Source organism: Gluconobacter cerevisiae, assembly GCF_015244675.1.
Lineage (GTDB): Bacteria > Pseudomonadota > Alphaproteobacteria > Acetobacterales > Acetobacteraceae > Gluconobacter > Gluconobacter cerevisiae.
Window position 1 is genome coordinate 12,509 of record NZ_JABCQO010000006.1, and the last position, 23,344, is coordinate 35,852.

Genomic DNA, 23,344 nt, shown 5'->3' on the forward strand with positions numbered 1-23,344 from the left:
CTCAGAAATCCGCATGAACCGCGCCAAAATACTGGCGTGGAGCACCGAGGACGACAGATTGGTAATCGCCGGCCATGGGATAACCGTTCTGGCCCATGGTGGAGATGTATTTCACGTTCGTCAGGTTATAGACGTTGAAGTCCAGCGAGAGGTGCTGGACAAAACCTGTATGGGACAGGCGGTGGAGCTGTTTGCTCAGGTCGTAGCGGGCGCCGAAATTGGTCAGCCAGTAGGACGGGACTTTGGTGTCTCCCGTATAGCTGAGGTTACGTTTGCCGACATACTGGGCCTCGATATGCGCCTGAAGGTCATGCCAGGTGTAGGACAGATCGGCATGGTACATCAGGCGCGGATAAGCCACGACCTGCTGACCCTTGATGTTGTAGGTCACCCGCGATCCATTGATGGTCTGGGTGATGTTGTCATCATAGACAGCATGGTTGTAGCTGATGCTGTTGGTCAGGCTCAGCCCCTTGACGGGGGTGAGTGTGACGGCGCCGTCCACGCCGCTCATCGTTACGCCGCCAACATTCTGGATGGTGGTGTAAGGCTGGGTTGTCGGGCCGGTTGAGATGCGTTGCAGGCGGTTGGAAAAGATCGTGTGGTAGCCGTAGAGCGAGCCGCTGATGAGACGGCCGGTGTAGCGGTAGCCGCCAGCGAAGTTCCAGTCGGTTTCAGGTTGCAGGCTGCTTTTGGACGCCAGATAGGACGCCTGTGAGGTCGAGAAGGGTGATGAGCCGCTGTTATAGCCCGAGACCGGATAGACCTTCACGTTCTCTGCAATATCGAAATAGAGTTGATGGCCGGGAGCAAAGCGCCATTCCCCGCTGAAATGCGGCAGGAAAGGTTTGCTGGAGGTGAGGGAATCTCCGCCTGCAATCGCAGTGGTGCGGGTGTAAGTCTCCCAGTTGGCAAGGGCCCCGACGCGGCTGGTATTCAGGACGGAACGGAAACCGGCATGCAAAGCGATGGTGTTCGTAACGTGATAGGTGTCCTGAAAATAGGCGACAAAGGTGTTGGTGTTGAAGACCTGCCGATAGCCATTCTGAAACGGGTTCTTGAGATTATCGAGACCATTGACCGGCGTCGCGGTGCCGTTGAGCACGTCTTCCAGCAGGGGTTCCTGATAGAGCGGTTTGCTGATGTCGAAATGGGTGTTTTCGTACCACAGCCCCGCATTCAGCACGTTATGCGCGATGCGGTAAGACAGGGATGTCGTGAAGCCGAAGCGGTCCGTATCGGGCTGCGTGACCTGATCGATCAGCGGGGCGCCATTGGGCGATGCGATCAGCGGGCTTGCAACCGATCCACGCTGGTAGGAACGATGTCCATAGGCGGTGCTTTGCCAGCGCAGACGGTCGGTTAAAGCGAGATCGGCCGAGACGCCGCCGATATAGGAATGCTGCATCTGCGCGCCCTCGTAATAGGACGCAGTGTAGGGGCTCTTGAGATTGGCATAGGCAGCCGGAACCTGTCCGCCGGGCAGACCGCGCTGGGCCAGTGCCAGACGATAGGCTTTCTCATATCCTCCGGGTTGTCCGATGAAATTGTCGATCGCGTAGCCACCGTGGTTGAACATATCCAGGCTGTAGTCCTGATAGTTCTGCATCTGAAGATCCGCGTAATCGAAGAAGGCCGTGATGCGGCTGTCCTGCCCGATGGGGTGCAGAACCTTTGCATTGACCTGCTGCATGAACTGATCCTGTCCGCCACGCCATTTGTCGGTGTCGTTACGGGCATAAGAGACATAAAAACGCGTCCCCTGCGGGTTCAGATCGCCGCTTTCGAGCCGCAGAAATGTCCGGTACATCGCATTGCTGCCAAAGGTCTGGTTCACGCTTGCGCCGCGCTTATGGGACGGATCGCGGGAAATGAACTGCACCGTGCCGCCCAGATTGGATGTGCTGGCCACGCTTTCCGAGCCCGTGGAGGCTGAGACATCCATTCGCTCGATGTTTTCGGACGATATGGCAGATGTTGGGCTGAGGCCGTTGACGTTGCTGAACTGCTGATCGCCCAGCGGGATGCCGTCCAGCGTCATGCCGATCTGGCTCTGGTCGAAACCGTGCATCAGAAACGAGTTCTGCCAGGTATTCACGCCCTGCGGGTCACCGGAATTGAACAGCACGCCGGGCAGCCGTGTCAGGGCCTTGAGCGGATTTGTTCCGGCTACATATTCACGGATCATGGCGCTGGAGACGGGGTTGGACACCCAGTTGGCCTGCCGGTGTCCCTCCACGCCGATGTTCTCTGCGGTGTGAGAGGTTAGAGCACGTGCTTTGGCAGGCGGCTTGTGAGCGGGAGGCGCCGGTGTGGCGTGACGGGACTTCTCATCGGGCTTTGTGACGGGTGCGCTGGTGGCGGCAAAGGCCTGCGTGCTGACCGAGAGGGTCAGCAGAGCGATTAAGGAGGCGGAACCGCTGGGGATGCGGCTGGAAAACTGAAAAGCGGACATGGAAAGACACTCACAAGAAACAGGAAAAGGGATTTTCAGGTCTTGGGAGGATCAACAGCGCCAGGCTGGATGGTCGGCGGAGGGATGCGCGGAAGCGTTCTGAGGGAAGAGGCTTTCGCGCAGGGTTTTGCCGGGTTTGGGCCTGATGCGACCGCGACGCTTCAGTTCCGGCAGGACGAGGCGAATGAAGTCATTGTAACTGTCCGGATTGACAAGCTGGATCAGGTTCAGCCCGTCGGTTTCCGACTCTTCGAGCCAGAGTTCGATCTGGTCCGCGACGGTTTCAGGGCTGCCGACAAAAGTTTTGGCGCGACCGAAGCCTTCCGCCGGGCTCGTCGCTTCGGCGATGGTCCAGGACCGGCCGCTGATGGCAGGATCGAACTGTTCAAGGACGGACTGGCTGGCCTCTGTCGGGCGATAGGTCAAAACCTCGTCCGTCTGGTTCTTTGAGAAATCCACCCCCGTCATGGAGGAGTAATGGATGAGCGATCCGGTCGCGTCGTAGAACGCTTTGTATTCGGCAAATTTGCGGATGGCTTCTTCTTCCGTTTCACCCACGACGACGGCGGCAGCGCAGATGAAGCGCAGGCTGTCGGGATCGCGGCCTTCGCGTGCGGCTTCCTCCCGGATGCGTCGGACATTCTTTCGCGTTCCCTCCGCTCCAGCGCCGACGACGAAAATGACTTCCGCATGTCGGGCCGCGAAAGCGCCACCACGGGCGGAAGCCCCTGCCTGAAGAAGGACGGGAACGCGCTGCGGGCTGGGTTCGGCAGTATGGCCGTCTGGAACGCGATAGTACTGGCCGTCATGACGGATGGGATGAACCTTTGCCGGATCTGTATAAATCCACTCGCCCGACGCCGTTTGCCCGCGGATGACAGCGTCTTCTTCCCAGGATTTCAGCCACAGCTTATAGACGATATCCATGAATTCGTCTGCGCGGTCATAGCGTTCGTCATGCGGGATCTGATGGTCCAGTCCGAGATTGCGGGCCGCGCTTTCCTGCTGGGACGTCACGATATTCCAGCCCAGACGCCCTTTGGTCAGATGATCGAGGGTCGTCAGTTTGCGGGCGAGCAGATAGGGATGCTCGTAGGTCGTGGACAGCGTGATGCCAAAACCGAGCGAGGTGGTCGCCGCGGCCATTGCGGACACGAGTAAAACCGGATCGATCAATGGGGACTGGATACCGTGCTTCAGGGCAGCGTCCGGGCTGTTGCCGTAAACGTCAATCTGGCCGAGGGCGTCCGCGATAAACAGGGCATCAAACCCGGCGTCGTCCAGCGTGCGGGCCAGTTCGGTCCAGTATATGATGTCCTTGTAGCGATATGTCTGGTCGGCAGGATGGCGCCACAGCCCGTAATTCAGGTGTGAGACCGTTGCCATTGTGAAGCCGTTGAGAATGATGTGCTGTCCCATTACGCCACTCCCACGCGCCATTGGATTGGCGGCAGGGTGCCGTTGACGGCGTAATCTCCGACAACACGCGTGCGATAGACGCGCGGGTTGTGATTGCCCAGGGTGCGAACATTGCGCCAGTGTCGATCCAGACCAGCCACGCGCAGGGTCGCGCCGCCGCTCAACGCATCGAACAGGGCGGTCGTAGCCTCCAGAACCAGCGGGAGGATGCGGTCCTGCACCTGCCAGACTTCGAGTTCGGCGCGGGCGACCGTGAGGTCGAATTCCGGAACCGGACTGTCTGCGACCGCCTGAATGGCGCGGGCGGCGCGCTCAACGGCAGCGCTGGCAAGATAGGCGGCACTGAACACATGCCCAACGATTTCGAGAATCTGTGGGTCTGCGGCAGGAAGGTCTGCATTGCCGTGGCTGAAAGAGCGTTTGCGACGACGCACGGCATCCGCGACATCCGTCGCCGCAGCACGGGCGATACCCGCGACAGTCGCCAGATGATAAAGCTGGAAGAAAGCCTGCGAATGCGGAAAAGCCGTGTTGCCGTAGCGCAGGTCGGCTTCTTCAGTATGGACGTTGCGGAAATGCGCGGTGCCACTGGCCGTCAGACGTTGCCCAATCCCATCCCAGTCATCCACGATTTCGAGACCGGGATCGTTGCGGGCGGCTAATGTTTTGACGGTCTGGCCGTCTTCGGTGGTGCCGGTAACGGTGAGCCAGTCAGCGTAAAGTGAGCCAGTGGTGAAAAACTTGGAGCCGTTGATAACCCACCTGCCATCCGTTTGGGACAGGGTGGTGCTGAACAGATCGCGCTTGGAAGCCGGGCCTTCAGCGGCGGCGGCTCCTGCGGTCTGTCCTGTGCCAAGGCGGTCGAGCCATTTTGTGCGGTACGGGCCAGCAGATTCAAACAGCAGATGTTCGACGAAACCAAAATGCGCCCTGAGTGCCTGTGCGACGTTTGAATCGGCCGTCGCTAACGTAGTAACCAGGGCAAACAGGTCTTCAAGACTTGCGCCAGAACCGCCATGTGCAACGGGAACACGAAGGGCTGTAAAGCCACTCTCTTTGAGGAGACGGATCTGTTCGAAAGGCAGTTCGCGGTTCAACTCGGCATGCAGCGCCTGTCTGCGGATTTGCTCGAAAACAGGAGCGAAACGGTCGTGCAGCGGAGTAATTTCACGGGCGTCCTGCCCCCAGAGAAGGGAAAGGTCGGGAGAAGGTGTGTCTATCGTCATAAAACAGGAACACCTGAGTTTCAGAGTTATTAACGTTAAAGATTAGTGCATAAATTATTATTCCAGATGCTGAATGTTGTTTTTGGAATAGTCAACATAATTAGTATAATTTTATATAAACTATTATAAATGGTTATTAATGGACAATGTTGGCCCAGATGTGCGATTTCCGCTATGTTGAAGATTATCTACGGGACAAAAGGCTTTTGATTGATACCTGACCGGCAATAAGGCGGCTCCAGAAACTGGCCAATGTCTGCGTGTAGCTTTTCAACGTCGTCTCTTAATCACTGTAATTTTGCCCCAAAATCCATCCTTTCAGGCAAAATTACAGCTTAACGACATGTTCAAGGGCGACGCATGTTGTAGACGATATTGGCCAGTCCGATCTTCATCGGTGGCATAGGTGATACCTACAGCCCGGAAAACAATTCTATCCGTGAGGCTGTAAATTGCCTCAATAATGACCGCGGATTGTGAAACTGAAAGTCCGAGGCTCACCAAAAATCATGCCGTCATAGAATCCGGCCTGTCGCACGTAGGTTTTGTCCGTCAGATTGGTGATGTTGCCAGCCACATCGATCCACTTGGCCAAACGGTAGCGCGCCATAAGATTGATGAGCGTGTAACCACCAACACGCAGGTTGGAACTGTCATACTTCCCGTTCCCAAGCGGACGGCCAGGATTGGTGGTCCATTCCGTGCTCGTCTGGCTGGAAATGCCACCGCCTAGGGTCAGGCGATGCAGCGCACCTGGGAATGTATAGCTTGTGGTCAGGCGAACGAGATGGTGCGGGTCCTGCCGATAGCTCAGGCCTTTTTCGTACAGATAGCTATAGCCGAAGAAGACATTCCAGCCTGGCAGAAGTTCGCCAGAAGCATCAAGATCAATACCTTCGGTTTTGACGCCATTGACGGATCGGTAAATGGATTCACCCGTCGTTGTATTGGTGGCACCCGTCGCTTCCGCCACATTACTCTGTCTGTTCAGATAAAAAGCTAGAGATGTGTTCAGACGCTGTTTGAAGAAGGCTCCTTTCAAACCTGTTTCATAACTTTTCCCCATGACAGGGCTAAGGGGCTGATTGTTGGCATCTCTCAGATTGGATTGGGGGGTGAAGATATTGGTGTAACTGCCATAAACGGACATGGTCTTTGTAAAATCATACACCATGCCCGCATAAGGCGTTAGAACGGCGTTCTGGCGTCCTGTTCCTGTCGCCCCTGAATACTGGTTCTGCACATTATACGTACCGCTATACGCTTCGTAAGTGCTTACCCGACCGCCAAGGATCAGGGAAAGACCTTTGGCAAGAATGAAACGTCCCGACGTGTAGGCACCGTAATTACGCGTCACATCGACTTCGCGTGCTTTTGTCCGATGTGTCATAAAATCCGGGTATGAACCATCCCAGGTCTGCCAGTTGGCAATGGGAAGGCCTGCCGCACGATACTGACAGCCCGAATACGGCGTAACACCTGCAATACTACAGTTTCCGAGCGCTTTGCTGAATGTGTATTGCGTCAGCTCGTCATTGTACCCGTTGAAGCCGAAAACGATCTGATGCTCGTGTCCAAGAAAATGTATCGGACCTGAGATATGAACATCCGCATTGTCGCGCGCGTCAGCGTATTCGGCGTGCAGCGCATTGAGGTATCCACCTGTACCATCCTGATTCCAAAAACCGGCATAGCCTCCGATATTTCTGGCAGCATTGTTGATTTTGGCGACACCCAGGTTGCTGTAGGAACTGCCTTGCGTGCGCATATAGCCAACTTTGAGATGCCAGCCAGCTGAAAAATCGTGATCGTAATTGATGAAAGCCGTGTACTGGTCCCGCGTGGCCTGACTCCAGTCTGCCGCCGGGTTGGTGCTGCGGGGCAGGTGTGTCTTAGTGCCATCAGCATACCAGATCGGAACATTGGTTCCCCAGGAGGCGCCGTCATTGCGGGTTCGTTCATACTGAAAACCAAAGCTCAGCGCATCCCGTACGGAGAGATCTGCGGCGAAATTGGCAAGTGCACCCAAACGGTTGACGTGCTCACGGACGCGGAATGTATCCGTGTCATCCCATGTAAAAACATATCGGCTGCGAATCGTGCCGGAATGATTCAGCGGGGTGTTGATATCCGCCATAACCCGATGCTCATTCCAGTTACCCAGTCGAAGCAGGCCGTTGGCTGAGAACTCTTTGGTCGGGGTCTTGCGTTGTAGATAGATGGTTGCGGATGGATCACCTGTCCCTCCAAGAAGACCATTGGCGCCACGGACGATTTGAACATTCTCATACAGGTCCATATTCATGGACGAACCAACACCCCCGAAACTGGTGGTGGCATCAATCTGCATGCCATCGATTTTGTAGTTGGTGATGTTGAAACCACGCGCACGATAAGTCGTCCGCCCAGCGTTGTCATTGGCGTAGGATGTGACACCAGGTGTTGTTTTCAGCACGTCATCAAGACTGTTGATCTGCTGATCGTCCATAACCTGTCGTGTCATGACAGTTACGGTCTGAGGCGTCTCGCGAAGACTGAGGGGGAGCCCCGTAGAAGCGCTGGTTGAAGGGGCGGTATAGCTTCCATGATCCCATCTTTGGGAACGGACAATGATATTTTCAGCTGTCGGAGCAATTTTTTCGTGTGCTGTCGACTGCTCAACATCCTGACCTTTTCCTGAATGCGGTTTCAGTAGCACCCTTTTCTTTCCGAAATCGACATGTTTTTCGGATTTTTCAAGAACGGGAGGCTTGTCTTGCACGTCGTCGGCGTGAGCGTATCCAGGAATACTCGTTGCCAGGAATGTGGAAGCTAAGAGGGTACTTAAGGCGCAACGCGTTACAGGGCGCAGGTTCACGTCAGCAGTTCCAGAGCAAAGAAATTAAAATGATAATCATTATCATTTGCATATGGATAGCAGGGTGGTTTTGAAATGAAAAGAAACGCATTTATTACAAAAAATATCTGTTGGTATGCAGATTTTATAAAGAGCGCGATACTGGGTTGAGGGACCGAGTTTTCATTCAGAAGATTTATCAGTCAGCGAAACAGGCAGCATTCGAAGAGGAGTAAGATCTACTGTCATTCGGTAGACACTCTATCCGGGGAGGCCGTAGCAGGACCGGTTTGTCTGATGTTTCGATGAGCGCGCAGGGATGAATGTCTCAACGAAACGCTGTTTGCGTCTCTGGTGCATATTCCCGAGATCCTGGTTAGCCTATTAATTCCAAATCATAAAAATCGAGGACTTTTTTGCGAGTGCTAATAAAAAAAGCAGCATGTTATCTGGCCCCCTTAAATGACGATCATGAAATTTGATGTATCTGTTTCAACAATAAGGGTCACTTTTTGTGGGTTCAGCCGCAAATTGTATAAAATCAGCGAGGTACTGAAGTTCCTCGTCCGTTTCGCGTCTGCCAAGAAAAATCTGCTTCGCAATTCCGTGTTCGCCAATTTTTATTGAGTGCAAATCAAATCGCGGTGCATATTCGGTTACCAGCCATCGGGGGAGAACGGCGACGCCCCGGCCGTGCTCAACCATGACCAGCATGATATCGGTTGTTTCGATTTGCTTCTGCTGACGGGGTGCGATGCCAGAAGGTTGAAGAAATTGGGTGAAGATATCCAAACGTTCTGCAGGTACGGGATAAGTTATGAGGGTTTCATTGATTAGATGTTCTGGAGTTATATATTTATTGTTTCGTAATGGGTGATCTTTTCCAACAACAAGAACAAGTTCGTAGTCAAATACTGGCGTAAAGATTAAGCCTGGCTTGTAAAGTGGGTCAGGAGTTACAAGAATATCAATTTCGTTGCTTAGTAGTGCTCCGATGCCGCCGAACTGGAATTTTTGTCTGACATCCACATCTACTTTCGGCCAACGTTCAAGGTACGGGGATACGACATTGAGTAACCATTGATAACAAGGGTGGCATTCCATTCCGATCCTCAATATTCCCCGTTCGCCATTAGCAAACTGTTCCAAACGTTCTTCGGCAAGTGAAAATTGTGGTAGAAGACGGTTCGCAAGAGAGAGCAGCCATACGCCCGCTTGTGTTAAAACCAGAGAGCGCCCCTCGCGTCGCCAGATTTTTATGCCAAGCTGGATTTCAATCTTACGGATTGCATGACTTAGAGCGGGTTGAGTCAGATTCAGTCGCGCCGCAGCTGCAGTTAACGAGCCTTCCCTTGCGACTTCCTGAATAATCATCAGATGGTTGCGTTCCAAGATAGCCATATTTCACCTATAATTATGTAAAAAATTTATCTTTTGATAAAGAAATATCATTTATATTTATAGTAAGAAAATACTCCAGTAAACCATTTCCCGTAAGGTTATTTTTAGGTGTGATTGGTAACTGTTGGCAAGGCATGGGGCCTGATTTGTGACGGCCTGTAATTGCCGCTCACAAAGCCTGAAAATGAAATTATGTAAAAAAATCTCATAATTATATTCTACTTTATCCGTGTTATTACTGATTATGTAGGAAATAGCTATGTACATTACTTTAAAAGACTAATTTACCTCTGTTGAGGTGAAGTCGAAATAATTAATTACGATTGAGAAATTATTTAGAAGGTTCTGGATTTTAAATTTTCTTGATGGAAACCCATTGCACTTTTAGTGCGTTTAGGAGCCCAGTGTTACTTTGTCGATTTATAAATAAATTATTCAAAAATAATTTTTAGGACAAAAGTATGATTGAATTAAATTCGATAGAAATTGTGGGGAAAAATAATTTTCCTCTCATGGAAAATAAAAAAATTGGATTCATTCTCGCTTTTTGTGCCGGATTGATGAACGCTTGGACTTTTTTCCATGCGAAAACCTTTGCTACTGTCCAGTCGGGTAATGTCATTCAGGTTGGTTATCGTCTGGTCGAAGGGGATTGGACTGCATTTTGGTTCGCATTTAGTTCTATCCTTGCTTTCGGTTTGGGGGCCGCGTTATGCGGTGTCTTGATGGCTACCCTTCTGAAAGAAGGTAAGACTTTTTCAAGTGTCGTATTGTGGTCAGAGTGTATTCTACTTTCAATCATAACGTTTCTGGCATTTTTTGGTACAATTTCAGCGGATTTCTTAGCTGTAGCTATTAGTTTTGTTGCGGGAATGCAGGGGAATGCCTTCCATAAAGATCATGGAATGCTTTATGGAAATGTAGCTGTTACTTTTGTTGTGCAAATGGCATTCAATTTTTTAGCTCAAAGCTTTTTCAAGAAAATTGGAATCAACGGCGATTCCAATTTGGTTTGGTCAGGAATATTTTTCTTTGTTTTATTTGGTTTCGCTAGCGGCGGGGCTCTTGGATTTTTCTGTGATAAAAACATAGGAGACAATACGTCTCTAATAATTGCCATTTTTTCTCTAATAATGATTTCTGTTTTTTCAAGAAAAAACAAATCAGCATCAGATCCAAGGACTGGTGCGACATTCGTCTAAAAAATTACCTTGATAATACTGTGTTGTTTTTTTCTTTTGATAGGATGATTAGTGATGGAAAATTTAAAGCAGCCAATTATGGGCTCCAAAGGAGCTGATATTGTTGGCCCGCGTAATCCGGAAATTGAACTGCAAAATCCAGATATTTTTCTACCACCGGCGACAGATAAGGGGGGCATTCCTAATCTGAAGTTTCCTTTCGCTATGGCGCATAACCGTCTTGAAGATGGCGGGTGGGCAAGAGAGGTTACCTGTCGTGAAATGGGCGCGCTGAAAGAGCTTGCTATCGTTAATATGCGCCTTCCTCCTGGCGTCGTGCGTGAAATGCATTGGCATAAGGAAGCGGAGTGGGCTTACGTGCTCAAGGGAAAAGTTCGCTTCTACCTTATGGACGACCAGCGTCAGACTCTTATTGAAGATCTGGAACCGGGAGATTTATGGTTCGCTCCAGCAGGCTTCCCACATGCTATTCAGGGCTTGGAAGAAGGTACAGAGTTCGTACTTGTTTTTAACGATGGGAATTTTTCAGAAAACCAAACACTATTGGTGACGGAATTATTTGCGCATGTTCCATTGGAGGTTCTGGCAAAAAACTTTGGCGTTCCTGAAGCGGCTTTTGCAAATATTCCATCACATGAAAAATATATCTTCCGTCAACCGGTTCCACCCCCGCTTGAGCAGGTACGCCGGGATCTTGGCGCCGTAAGTTTTACCGACAAATACGTGTTTCGTGCCTCCACTACCCCGCCTACGGCTTATCCGGGAGGCGCAACGCAGGTTATCGACTCACGCAATTTTAGTGTGACGACGTTGGCTGCATTGATTATTGATCTCGAACCCGGCGGAATGCGTGAGATCCACTGGCATCCGGATGCTGATGAATTGCAATACTATATTTCAGGAAAAGCTAGAATGACGGTATTCGATGCCGTTGATAATGCCAGGACATTTGATTTTGTTCCCGGTGATGTTGGTTATGTCCCCAGAACTTTAGCGCATTATATTGAAAATATAGGTGACGAGCCAGTTCGTGTCATTAACGTATTCCATACAGGACAATATAAAGATATTTCATTCAACAACTGGTTAGCATTAACCCCTGCACACCTAGTCAAAGGACATCTTGAGGTCGATGATCAGTTTATCAGTCATCTCAGGAAAACGCGGCAACCTGTGGTTAAAAAATAACAGATAAAATAATATTCTCTGCTTCATATCCTACTGGTGTAAAGAATTTTACGTATATTTCTGGATATGAGGGTAGATCACAAGACTCCGCATCAGCCTGTCCAGTACAAGAACAGGTGGTCGTTTATTAATAACCGCTTGTGGCTGATTAGTGCTGGTTGTCGTTCGCTGGCACTTCAGTGAACGACAACCAGAAATGTTTTAAAGTCTTTCCTGTCAGGCTCTGAGGTCGCGCAGCAGATCGTGTCCATGTTGGGCAGCCATTCCGGCCTTCAAGTCCTTACCGACACTGCGTGCGCAAAGGGCAAGGGACAGGGCACCGGCATCGGGATGGCCCTTGCTGCGTTCGCCATGCATTTTCGCACGTCCCATTCTTGGTAAGAGGTTGCGTGTATCCTGCGCTGCCTGATAGGCGGCTTCAGCACCTTCCATCCAAGCTTTGACGAGTTCATGGCCCGCGGCCAGTTCCCGCTCCAGCGTTTCCACAAACGGGACCAGCGCATCTACGAGCGTCTTGTCGCCGGGTTTTGCCCTGCCGAGCAGCATGATGCGTTCCATGCTGTTACGTGCCCCCTGCGAAAGCTGTTCGGCACTTGGCAGACGGCCGTCATCGAGCGCCGTGCTAAACGCCCGCAGACCTTCTCCCCACAGAGCCCCCGATGTGCCGCCGGCACGGTCGGCCCACGCATCGGCGGCCGTGGCCAGAACCGTGGCAGGGCCTGCACCGGCATTGGCTGCGTTGCGGGCTGCGCGTGCCGACGCTGCTGACCCGCGCGCCATGCCCTGTCCATGATCGCCGTCGCCTGCAAGGGCGTCGATATGGCCCAAGCTGGACTCCTCGGCGGCCAGCATCTTCGCCAGATTTTCCATAACATCCGCGACGCACGCCCCGCCCTGACGGCCCGCTGCGGTGGCAGAGCGCATATAGACGATCGTGGCTTCATCCTCGACGGCAAGATCGGCCACACCATCTCCGACCAGCGTTCCGTGGCGCAGGGCTGCGGAATCCACTGGTGCGCGCCAGTATTGCTCAAGGTCTTCATCGAGCCATGTCAGGGTGAGGGAACAGCCCGCCATGTCCAGACTGGTGACATACTCGCCCACCAGCGGAGCAACGAGGGTTAGTCCGGCGTTTTCGAACATTGGCGCCAGTGCGTTCCACAGCACGAAAAGCTCTTCCTGCTTGGTGCTGCCCAGACCGTTCAGCAGAACGGCGACACGGCGCGGTGCTTCATGGGGGATTTCGGCCAGCAGACGGTCGAACAGGATTTTTGCCAACACTTCCGGCGTGGGGACGTCTTGTTCATCAATTCCCGGTTCACCGTGAACGCCAAGCCCGAGGGCCATGCGATTTTTTGGGACTTCGAACAGTTTTTCCGCCTCGCCGGGCAGGGTGCAGCCATCGAAAGCCACGCCGAAGGTGCAGGTCTGACGGTTCACGCGATGCGCGACTTCCTCAACTTCATCGAGCGTCAGGCCAGCTTCGGCAGCGGCCCCCACGACCTTGAAAATCAGCAGGTCTCCCGCAATGCCCCGGCGGCGTTCGCGGGTGGAGGCGTCCGAACTGGCCACGTCATCGGCAGTTGCCAGAACGCGGACGTCATAGCCCTCTTCGCGCAGGCGGTCGGCGGCAATCCCGAAATTGAGCACATCGCCCGCGTAGTTGCCGTAGCCGAGGATGATTCCGCCGCCGAGATCGGCCTGCCGGGCGATGCTCTTGATGGCCTGCGTTGAGGGCGATGCGAAAATGTCGCCTGCCACGGCGGCATCGCCGAAGCCCTTGCCGACATAGCCCGCAAAGGCGGGATAGTGGCCTGAACCGCCGCCCAGTACGACGGCAACCTTGCCTTTCGGGCCGGGCTTTGCCCGCAGAACGCCACCACGGACGAGGCGCACAAGGTCATGATGGATCAGGCTGAACCCGCGCAGGGCCGACATTGCGAAATTGGATGCGTCGCCGCAGATCTTGGTCATGTGTTTTTCCTCCAGTCGTGTTCCGCAGTGGAACAATCAGGCTGCATCACGGTTGAGGTAACGACGGGCCAGCGCGTCGAAGGAGATGGCGAGGACAACGATCCCGCCGCTGACGACCGACTGCCAGTAGGGCGAAATTCCGAACAGCACGATGATGTCTTCGATCATGCCGATAATGACGGCACCTAGGACCGCTCCGACCGGGCTGCCGATGCCGCCTGTGGTCGCAACACCGCCAATGACGGCTGCGGCGATCGGTGCCAGAACCCAGGTGTCACCGATGGAGGGCTGGGCCGTTCCCAGACGGGCGACCATCAAGATCCCGGCGAGTGCTGACAGGAATCCGGCGAGGGCGAAAGCACCCATGCGGATGGCGTTGACGCGGATGCCCAGCATCCGGGCTGCGTCCGGGTTGCTGCCGATCGCGTAGATGTAGCGGCCGACGGGCGTACGGAACATCACAAACGCCACAACTGCCAGACACACCAGAAGCACGACGAACGGCACAGGGACGCCCATGACGAGCCCGCGTCCGAGAAAGGAGATGTCGCGCGGGATGCCCGTAATGGCCACGCCTTTGGTCGCAACGAGGTTGGCGCCGCCATAAACGCCGGCCATACCGATCGTCAGCACCAGCGAGTGCAGGCGGAGCTGCGTAATGAGCGCTCCGTTCAGCAACCCGCACCCGGCTCCCATCAGCAGGCACAGCCCGAGCGAAAGCCATGGGTTCAGACCGAGTTGCACCATTAAAATGCCGCCGACTACGCCTGCCAGACCGCCAATGGCGCCGACGGACAGATCAAGCTCGCCCAGAATCATGAGAACGGACTGTCCGATCGTGACGAGCCCGACAAAGGCCAGCGCACGTGCGATGATCATCATGTTGAAAGACGTCAGGAAGTGCGGCGACAGCGCACACGAGGCCCCGAAAATGATGACCAGCGCGGCGATGACGCCGCCCAGCGGATTGCCCACCAGACGCGACACCAATGCTTTCATGGGCGGCATTTTCGGCGGCTTGGACGGCGCGGCGGGGAGGGTGGTTTCAAGCGACATGACGGGTCTCCGGGGCGCCGATGATCGCGCCGACAAGCGTGTTGACGTCGGTAGTGGCCTGATCGAACGAACCCGTGATCCGGCCGGAGTACATGGTGATGATCCGCGAAGCGCAGCGCTGAAGCTCGGTCATTTCGGACGAGACGAGGATGATCCCTACGCCTTCTTCGGCAAGCTGCTGCATAATGCGGTAAATCTGGAATTTGGTTCCGATGTCGATCCCTTTTGTGGGCTCATCGAAAATCAGGACGCGCGGCCTGCGAGCCATCGCCCGTCCGATAATTGCCTTCTGCTGGTTGCCGCCCGACAGATGAACGATTTTTTTGGCAGCGGAAGATGTCCTGACGTCGAACTGCCGGATTGTCTCCGCCACGACGTCATTTTCGCGCCGGGAAGAGATGATGCCGCCGCGCTTCATGCGATCCAGAACCGAAAGGCTGATATTTTCCCGCACGCTGAGCAGCGGGAAAATGCCGTGGTGCTTGCGCTCTTCGGAGAGGTAAACCATCCCCATCGCCACGGCGCGGTCTGTGCGGCCACGGGGGATTTCTTCTCCGTCGAGGAAGCACTGGCCGGATGTCGCTCTATGATAGCCGAAAATCGTCTGCATCAGTTCGGACCGGCCTGCGCCGACAAGCCCCGCAAATCCAAGGATCTCGCCCCGGCGCAGGGTGAAGGAGGCATCCGAAAACCCCGGTCCTGAAATATGTTTAGCGCTCAAGATGGTGTCGTTTTCGCTGACGGCGAAGCGCGGCTGGAACTTCTCTTCCAGCGAGACAGAACTGCCGGACATAAGCTGGATCAGGTGTCCTTCCGTCATGCCCTGCATAGGGTAGGTGCCGACGCTGCGGCCATTGCGCAGAACCGTCACCGTGTCGCCCAGCTCAAAGATCTCTTCCATCTTGTGGGAGACGAACACGATCGCGCAGCCGTCATCGCGCAATCTGCGGATGATGCCGAACAGATGCTCGGTCTCGTTCGCCGTCAGCGAGGAGGTCGGTTCATCAAGAATGAGAACCCTGAATTCTTCACGACAGGCGGCACGTGCGATCTGGAGAAGCTGCTGGTCCGGCACGCTGATGCGGTTCACCAGATGGCCGGGTTTTGCATGAATGCCGAAGCGCTGGATGAGATCTGCCGCAGCCTTTTCCATGGCACGTCGTGAGACCGTCAGATGGCCGAAGCCGGAGCGATCGAACGGCATGAACATGTTTTCGGCTACCGTCATGGAACCGAAAAGGCTCAGCTCCTGCGGCACATAGGCAACCTTCGTAAACAGGGCGCGATCTGCCAGCGCGTCTCCGTCTTCGATCAGGACGCGGCCTTCATCAGGGGCGACGAGGCCGGTCAGAACCTTGATCAGCGTGGATTTTCCGGCACCGTTTTCACCAGCGAGAATATGGATTTTCCCTGGCTCCAGCGTCAGGTCCACATGATCGAGCGCGACCACGCCGGGATAGGTCTTCCGTACGGCTTCGATCTGAAGAATTGTCATGGTCGTGTTTCCCTTGTCCTGATCGTGCGGCAAGATGTCAGAGGGTCTTGCTGGTCAGAAGATCAATTCCGGTATCGATATATTTAGGTGTCTTCTGTCCCATAGCTTTCTGCCACGCAGAGATGACGGCCCAGTAACCCTGCATTTCGGGGCGGCTGGAGGCGGAAGATTCCGCTACGCCGTCCTTGATGAGCTGGATCATGTCATTGAGGTTGTCGAGGCCGACTTCCTTGACCTTTCCGGTTTTGCCACCTTCACGGATGGCCTGTCCGATGCCCACCGGCCCGGATGCATCACAGGCGACCCAGCCCACTAGATCCGGATGAGCCTGCATGATGGCGGAAGCCTGTTTTTGTGCGGTTTCGATGCTGTCATTGTCGATCCCAGTCGCCACGACTTTCATGTCCGGGTATTTCGCAAAGACCTTCTTTTCGCATTCGGCCCGAAGCGTATGGTTCGGAGCCGTCGGAACGCCCATCATGATGGCAACCTCGCCTTTCTTGCCAACGAGGTTCGCCAGTCTTTCAGCCGCCATGGTGCCCTGTTCGCAGAAATCTGCGCCGACGGCCGTGATGTCCATGCCTTCGGGAGGCAGGGAGTCGAACACCGTCATCGGGATTTTCTGGTCTGCTGCTTCATCCATGGCAGCGCGGTTGCCCTTTTCATCCAGCAGATCGAGGATCAGCCCGTCGGGATGCGTGGCGACAGCGCGTTCGATAATGTCGTTCTGAGAAGACACATCCGCCGTTTGCGGCGCGCGATATTCGATCTCGACCGGGCGGCCCGTTGCTTTGGTGATCATGTCGCCAGCGGCCTTCGCCCCCGTCATGGCTTTATCAAACCATGGATGGACCGTTTTGGGGACCAGAACGAAACGCAGGGGCGCGCCACTATCCGCCGCACAGGCGACGCCGGAGGACAGAACTGGCGCAGCCGCCAGCATTGCGGCAAAAGCAAATGCCGTTTTCATAACTCTGTTCTTTCGAAAATCAGCCAGAACCTGCTCGGGCTGAAAGTTTTTATTTCAGCAGCTCATATCCGCAGAGGCTGGCTGCCGGTATTTCCTGCCGAGTGCATCAATTCCGGCAATATTGCGTGCCGATGCACTTGTGGGATCGAAGGTGCAGGCCAGCCATGCTTCCACGATCGACTTCGCGACTTCCGGCCCAATGACGCGCGCCCCCATGGTGATGATATGTGCGTTGTTCGACAGCGCAGCGCGTTCGGCGGAATAGGTGTCATGCGTCAGGGCCGCCCGAATGCCAGGAATTTTGTTGGCGGAAATGCACACGCCAATCCCGGTTCCACAGCACAGGATGCCCCGGTCGAACTCACCGTTCAGAACCGCCAGCGACACGCGCTCGCTCAGTTCGGAATACAGTTCGGCGCGCTCATCTTCGGGATGGGACATGTCGACGACGACATGACGTCCAAGCGTCGAGAGATGCTGGGTCAGAAGCTTCGCCAGACCTTCTCCAGCGCTGTCTCCACCAATGGCAATACGCATGGTTATTTCCCCCGTTCTTGCGTTCATTCAGCCATTCAGGCCGTTATTTTGTCCGAAACCAGATCGCGCACACTGTCGACAAGCGCCATGAAGTCCGTTGCCTTCCAGGCGGCCCGTCCGATGAACACACCATCCACATCAGCAAGTCCGACATAGCTGCGGATGTTGTCCCGCGAGACGCTCCCGCCATAAAGCAAGGGGATGCGCGCGCCCTCAGAACCGGTAAGTTCCTGCACGACACCCCGGAGGCGGGTGTGAACGTCCGAGACGAAGTCTGCGTCCGCTGGGCGACCGGAAGATCCGATGGCCCAGACCGGCTCATAGGCAATCAGGACATGCGCCAGATCTTTCCGCGCCACACCATGCAGCGCGATTTTGGTCTGCCGGGCGAGCGTTTCGTGCGAGACGCCAAACTCGTACTCGTCCAGCGTATCGCCGATACAGATGAGCGGACGTAAGCCGTGACGAAGTGCTGCGTGAACCTTCAGATTGACTGTCCAGTCCGTCTCGCTGAAATGCTGGCGACGTTCGGAGTGGCCGATTTCCACCATCGAGGCCCCACAGCCCCGGATCATCTCCGGTGAGACTTCGCCCGTCCACGAGCCGCTGTCTTCCCAGTGCATGTTCTGTGCGCCGACTAACAGGGCGCTGTCCTCCAGAATGGTGCAGACATCCTTCAGGGATGTGAAAGGCGGGATGACGAAAGGCTGAATCCCTTGCGGCGGAACAAACCCTTCAAGAACCTGTGCTGAAGCGATGGCTTCGGCCGGGCCCTTGTTCATCTTCCAGCTCGTTCCGATCCAGACCTGACCCATCTCCGACCTTTCGAAAGGCTGAACGCTCATTCCGATTCTCCGTGTTGCAGAACGGTATATGTTAGCTTGAGCGTTAAAGCATAACATAAAAAAGTTACTAATACCAAAAACAACGATACACAACCCGGGGAGTTCAGTTGGAAAATACTCTTGAAGACTAATTTTTCCTCGTGAATCTCCCGGAGAACCTGTCTGTTTCAGAATCACATAAAAATGTTATGCCGCGCGTTCCAGGAGGACAGTTTCGGTCACGACGCTATCCAGATCCGCTTCTCTGAGTGGTGGTATGCCCTGTGCGCCCAGTTTTTCATGATAGAGATGCGTCGCTTCTTTCGCCGACAGGGCGCCATCGGTCACGCTACGCATGGCCTCGATCAGCAGAAGCGGGTCATCCGCATCCACGATCTTGCGTCCGAAAAGTGCCGCGCGTGCGCCACAGCACTGCGCCTGATGGATCAGTTCCAGACAGTCGCGCGTTGTTCCGCTGCTGCCCCCCATGATGCCCACGATCACGGAAGGGTCGAACGCACAGAGTTCGCTTAGAGCGTCCGCGCCATTAAAAGGGACCTTGAGGAAAACGGGGCGTTCTTCACGCCGCAGACCTGCCAGACAGCGGACGATCATATCGTTCAGATAAAAGCCGCGATCCGCCTGCGCGATCCTGCCTTCATTGGGATTGAAGACCTCAAGGAAATACGAAAAGCGGCTTTCTTCGGCCTCTTCTCGAAAGCGTGCGAACTCTTCCAGTGCAAAACTGTCCTGTTCGGCATCGCCATTGAAAGTCATGGAATACAATCCAAGGCTGGTCTGCGCTTTTTTCAGCGATGCCGAGCGGAAAGGAACGGATTTCTGGGACTGGTAAGATCCACCCCGTCCGCGCCACAGATCCGTTGTGTCATTGGCCCGGATCGCGGACTGAATTCGCGTTCCGGCAAAACCATCTTCCGCAATCAGGGTCTCCAGAATGGAGGCCGACGTCAGCATGATGTCCACGATGTCCTGCTGGAGGATAGTGTGGATCACATCAACATATTCGCGACGGGTCCGAAAGCGGGAATGACCCTGCCTGATGTCACGACGCAGGCCCGTGGCGCTGATCCCCGCCGCCATGTCGGAATCCTTGGCGTCTGCCAGAATGAAATCTGTGCGGTCGTCCTGACCGGACATCATACGGGCGATTTTTTCTTCGTAACGGTTCATGGTTCAGGCTCTCAAGGCTGTTTGTGAGGGGGATGTATCCGGAAGTTCGCCCTTCAGGTTGTGACGCTCCTGCGCTTCCTTCCAGGCCGCACGACACTGTCTGTCTGTCTCTTGCGCGTTCCATCCCAGCGTTGCGCCAACGATACGGCCCACTTCGAGGACGGTGTCTGGTTTCAGCAGGCCGCTCAGAGCGATCGGCGTCCGGCGAAAAAGAACATCGGAAAGCGTGCGGACCAGCTCTTCGGAAGCCACAAAGGCCAGTTCGCGCCGCGTATATGTGGGGAGCGTGCGTAATGGCGCGTCGGCTTCCTTCTGGCAGAACGTCGCAAAAGCGCGGGCACGCGATCCGTACCGTTCAAGCAGAATTCCGGCCCTCTGACGCGGCATGCCATAGGTCACGAAAAACTCGTCCAGATACGCGGAATACCGCTCCGGCGTTGGATAATCGCGTCCACCGCCAATTGGAAAATTTTTCGTAGAGAGGTGTCGTGCAGCGCCCAGAATTCCGAGTAAGCGGTCTCCAACCTCTTCGGCCAGCCCGCGGAATGTCGTCCACTTCCCGCCAACCAGAGACAGAAGAGGTGTTTCTCCAAGCCGGTTTTCATGCACGATATGGTCGCGGCTGATGGCGCCAGGATCGGCTGCATCGGTCGCGGGGAGAGGGCGGACGCCACTGTAGCGGTAAACCACGTCGTCAGCGCTGAAACGAAAGCCGGGGAACAGGTCTGCGACCATCCGCAGCATGTAGTCCTGTTCGTCGTCGGTGCAGGTGGCGGTATCGGGATCTTCGATCCGGATATCGGTCGAGCCGACCAGAACATGACCGTAAAACGGATAGGCTAGGCAGATCCGTCCATCTGGCGTTCCGAAATACATCATGCGCCCTTTGAGCTCGCGCAGAAGTCCGTCGTGCCGCAACAGAAGATGCGAGCCTTTCGTGCCGCCGATATAACGCGTCGTCTGACCAAGGACGGCATTGATGCGGTCGATCCAAGCACCTCCTGCATTTACCAGTGCCCGCGTCCGAACGTTGCGCGTTTCTCCGGTGATGCTGTCTTTGAGCTGCAAAACGCCATCGGCAAAAGAAACCGGAACGGTATAGGTCGCAAATCCGCAGCCCGCCCCGACATTTAGCCCGTCCTGCACACATTCGTAGCCAAGCCGCTCAGGCTGGGTAATGGCAGCGTCATAATATTGTGCGGTGGCGAGAACATCCGTCGCCATATGCGGCCATTCTTCCCGCGTTCTGCGATTGAGGAAGAGGCTGTGTCGAGGCATGACGCGCGCGCGCCGTCCCAGAAAATCATAGATCTGAAGCCCGGCTTCCAACACCAGAGCCCCCCGGTCCGTCATTTTTCCGCCCAGGCGCAGGAATTTCCGCAGGGACGGGACGATGCCTCCGAACCATGAGCGGATCGGTAAAACTGTTGGCAGGGGTTTGACCACATGCGGCGCATTGCGCAGTAGAAGATTGCGCTCCAGAGTCGACTGCGCGACCAGACGGAATTCACCCGTTTCGAGGTATTTGATTCCGCCATGGATCAGGCGGGAGGGCGCACAGGAAGCTCCGGAACAGATGTCGCTCCGATCAACGAGCAGGACGCGCAGATCCTGTAGCGCCAGTTCCCGAAATAGCCCGGCCCCGTTAATGCCGGCCCCGATGACGATGACATCGAACTCCGCATTCTCGCGGATATCTTCCAGTCCGCTCATGGTCGCGCTCCCTGTGTCATGGTGCCGGCCATGGCGTAATTCAGAGCCGGCCCGGCCTCTATAAGATCGTTTTCACGGGGCCGTTCTGCCGCGGCAGGCTTCAGTGAAGACGTTCCGCCGTCGTAGAGGTCCGACCAGAATGGCCTCATAGCCTGCGTCAGAGCGACATAGCGGCGATAGATTCCCTCATAAATGCGCTCGCGGTCCAGCTGTGGTCTGTAGGTGTGCATCGGCACACCCTGCGCGGCCACGGCATCTTCAAGAGTGGCATACAACCCTACGGAAACGCTCGCCGTCAGGGCCGCGCCAAGGGCTCCGGCCTCGCGGACTTCAGGTATGCGGACAGGCATTCCCAGAATATCCGCGAACATCTGGGCAATGGCAGGCTGTCCGCTTCCGCCACCTGAAATTCCGACCCTGCGAACCGGTCCGGTCTGTTTCAGGGCATCGACATGTTCGCGATGATTGAAGACTGTTCCTTCCACCATTGCCTGAAACAGATCGGCCCGATCATGCCACGACTGCACGCCGAACAGGGACGCGCTGGCTGGCGCATCATACGGTGAGCCGAACAGGAACGGATGATACAACGGAACTGCAGGGCGGGCTCCTGGCTGGGACAGACGCGCTTCTATTTCCGCAGAAAGAACTCGCGCTGCGTCGTGATCGCCCGGCATGAGGATTTTAGCCAGCCATTCGAGATTGCTTGAGGACGCCGGAGAGATCGCCATGCAGTTCCACAACCCGCGACGATACCCCGCCCGACAGGCCCAGCCTTCTCCGACGACGGGACGGTCGCGGAAAACCTCATTGATTGAAAAAGTCCCAGCCGTGATCGACAGATCGCCTGCTCTGGTATGCCCCAGACCGACGGCTGCGGCTGTTACATCATGCAACCCGACCGAAACGGGCGTGCCGGCAACAAGCCCCGTCAGGGCTGCGGCTTCTGCCGTTACGACGCCACCCCGGTCACAGGAAAGGCGCATTTCCGGCAGCGCAGTCCGGATGTCCGCAAGGCCGAAAACATCCAGCAGGTCGTCGCTGTAATCCTGTGTGTACAGATCGGTAAAAGACGTGCTGGCCTCGGTCAGATCCGTCGCGATTTCACCCGTCAGGCAGTAACGGATCCAGTCCTTGGCAAAAATCACGGACCCGATCGCCTGATACCGTTCCGGCTCGTTGTCCCGGATCCAGGCGAGAAGCGTGTTAGCGGAATACACATAAGGACGCTGCCCCGCGATAGGCAGTGTCAGATCGGAGACGCCGTCACGCTTCCAGTGCTCATGAATAGCTGTCGCCCGACTGTCGAGCGACATGATGCCCCGGCCCAGCGGATTACTTGATCGGTCAAGTAGAAAAACACCATCTCCGTGCGCTGTGACCCCGACAGACGCAATGGCACTCCCGTCCAGCCCTGCAGCGCTGAGCGCATCGCGAATGGATCCGATAACGGCCTGCCAAGCTTCATGCATATCGCGCTCGACATGGTGCGGACGCTCCATGTGCTGTGCAACACGGCGCCGCCCTGTTCCGACGATGGCCCCTGTGGACGAAAACACAACGGCTTTGGTCGTGGTGGAACCGCTATCGATTCCGATGATGAAATCCCGGCGCATTTCTGGCCCTCCAGACGGCTTCAGTGTCAGGGACACCCAAATTCGAAGGACAGCCATATCACCAATTGCGAGATATAGAACACATATATCTGTGATATTTTAAGATTTAGTGTGACTTATCACGCGGGCGCCCTGATGTCGGGCCAGAAATCTGGTCTAGTTCGGATGACCTGCAAGGTTGTCATCACAGCAACCGTCAGCCATAAAAACAGGGAATGCTTCTTCTTGAGTGGATGCAAAA

General features: G+C 55.1%; 16 protein-coding genes. 2 read left to right on the top strand and 14 right to left on the bottom strand.

Annotated features, from left to right (window positions below):
• Position 1: 1 nt before the first annotated feature.
• The 5 genes from HKD21_RS08375 to HKD21_RS08395 form a co-directional block, all read right to left on the bottom strand.
• Positions 2-2,455, bottom strand: a complete 2,454-nt coding sequence (locus tag HKD21_RS08375) for a TonB-dependent receptor (protein WP_194255259.1) — start codon at positions 2,453-2,455, stop codon at positions 2-4.
• Between the two features lie 51 nt (positions 2,456-2,506).
• The gene (locus tag HKD21_RS08380; RefSeq protein ID WP_194255260.1) at positions 2,507-3,874 is read right to left on the bottom strand and encodes an LLM class flavin-dependent oxidoreductase; all 1,368 of its coding nucleotides are present in this window, start codon (positions 3,872-3,874) and stop codon (positions 2,507-2,509) included.
• The gene (locus tag HKD21_RS08385) at positions 3,874-5,100 is read right to left on the bottom strand and encodes an acyl-CoA dehydrogenase family protein (protein ID WP_194255261.1); all 1,227 of its coding nucleotides are present in this window, start codon (positions 5,098-5,100) and stop codon (positions 3,874-3,876) included. Before HKD21_RS08385 ends, HKD21_RS08380 begins: the two co-directional genes overlap by 1 nt.
• Before the next feature lie 457 nt (positions 5,101-5,557).
• Positions 5,558-7,957: a TonB-dependent siderophore receptor gene (locus HKD21_RS08390; RefSeq protein WP_194255262.1), complete on the bottom strand. Its 2,400-nt coding sequence runs from the start codon at positions 7,955-7,957 to the stop codon at positions 5,558-5,560.
• Positions 7,958-8,428: 471 nt separating this feature from the next.
• Entirely contained in the window at positions 8,429-9,337 is a 909-nt protein-coding gene (locus HKD21_RS08395) for a LysR family transcriptional regulator (protein WP_194255263.1), read from the bottom strand.
• A 461-nt stretch (positions 9,338-9,798) separates the two neighbouring features.
• On the opposite strand from HKD21_RS08395, the gene HKD21_RS08400 reads away from it, so the two are divergent.
• Both HKD21_RS08400 and HKD21_RS08405 read left to right on the top strand, forming a co-directional pair.
• Positions 9,799-10,539, top strand: coding sequence for a YoaK family protein (locus tag HKD21_RS08400; RefSeq protein ID WP_194255264.1), 741 nt, complete (start codon positions 9,799-9,801; stop codon positions 10,537-10,539).
• Between the two features lie 54 nt (positions 10,540-10,593).
• The gene (locus HKD21_RS08405; protein ID WP_194255265.1) at positions 10,594-11,727 is read left to right on the top strand and encodes a cupin domain-containing protein; all 1,134 of its coding nucleotides are present in this window, start codon (positions 10,594-10,596) and stop codon (positions 11,725-11,727) included.
• 216 nt (positions 11,728-11,943) lie between these two features.
• Here HKD21_RS08405 and HKD21_RS08410 read toward each other — a convergent pair whose 3' ends face one another.
• The 9 genes from HKD21_RS08410 to HKD21_RS08450 form a co-directional block, all read right to left on the bottom strand.
• On the bottom strand, positions 11,944-13,701 hold the full coding sequence (locus HKD21_RS08410) for a dihydroxyacetone kinase family protein (protein ID WP_194255266.1): 1,758 nt from the start codon (positions 13,699-13,701) through the stop codon (positions 11,944-11,946).
• A 36-nt stretch (positions 13,702-13,737) separates the two neighbouring features.
• On the bottom strand, positions 13,738-14,757 hold the full coding sequence (locus tag HKD21_RS08415) for an ABC transporter permease (protein ID WP_194255267.1): 1,020 nt from the start codon (positions 14,755-14,757) through the stop codon (positions 13,738-13,740).
• Positions 14,747-16,252, bottom strand: coding sequence for a sugar ABC transporter ATP-binding protein (locus HKD21_RS08420; RefSeq protein WP_194255268.1), 1,506 nt, complete (start codon positions 16,250-16,252; stop codon positions 14,747-14,749). Before HKD21_RS08420 ends, HKD21_RS08415 begins: the two co-directional genes overlap by 11 nt.
• A 37-nt stretch (positions 16,253-16,289) precedes the next feature.
• On the bottom strand, positions 16,290-17,222 hold the full coding sequence (locus HKD21_RS08425; protein ID WP_194255269.1) for a substrate-binding domain-containing protein: 933 nt from the start codon (positions 17,220-17,222) through the stop codon (positions 16,290-16,292).
• A gap of 54 nt (positions 17,223-17,276) precedes the next feature.
• Positions 17,277-17,759 (bottom strand): D-erythrulose-4-phosphate isomerase, encoded by a 483-nt coding sequence (derI, locus tag HKD21_RS08430; protein ID WP_194255270.1) that lies wholly within the window; start codon positions 17,757-17,759, stop codon positions 17,277-17,279.
• Positions 17,760-17,794: 35 nt separating this feature from the next.
• On the bottom strand, positions 17,795-18,604 hold the full coding sequence (locus HKD21_RS08435; protein ID WP_215748036.1) for a triose-phosphate isomerase: 810 nt from the start codon (positions 18,602-18,604) through the stop codon (positions 17,795-17,797).
• Between the two features lie 186 nt (positions 18,605-18,790).
• The gene (locus HKD21_RS08440) at positions 18,791-19,774 is read right to left on the bottom strand and encodes a beta/alpha barrel domain-containing protein (protein WP_194255271.1); all 984 of its coding nucleotides are present in this window, start codon (positions 19,772-19,774) and stop codon (positions 18,791-18,793) included.
• Between the two features lie 3 nt (positions 19,775-19,777).
• Entirely contained in the window at positions 19,778-21,487 is a 1,710-nt protein-coding gene (locus HKD21_RS08445; protein ID WP_194255272.1) for a glycerol-3-phosphate dehydrogenase/oxidase, read from the bottom strand.
• Positions 21,484-23,103, bottom strand: coding sequence for an FGGY-family carbohydrate kinase (locus HKD21_RS08450; RefSeq protein WP_194255273.1), 1,620 nt, complete (start codon positions 23,101-23,103; stop codon positions 21,484-21,486). The genes HKD21_RS08445 and HKD21_RS08450 overlap by 4 nt, the downstream gene beginning before the upstream one ends.
• Positions 23,104-23,344: the final 241 nt, after the last annotated feature.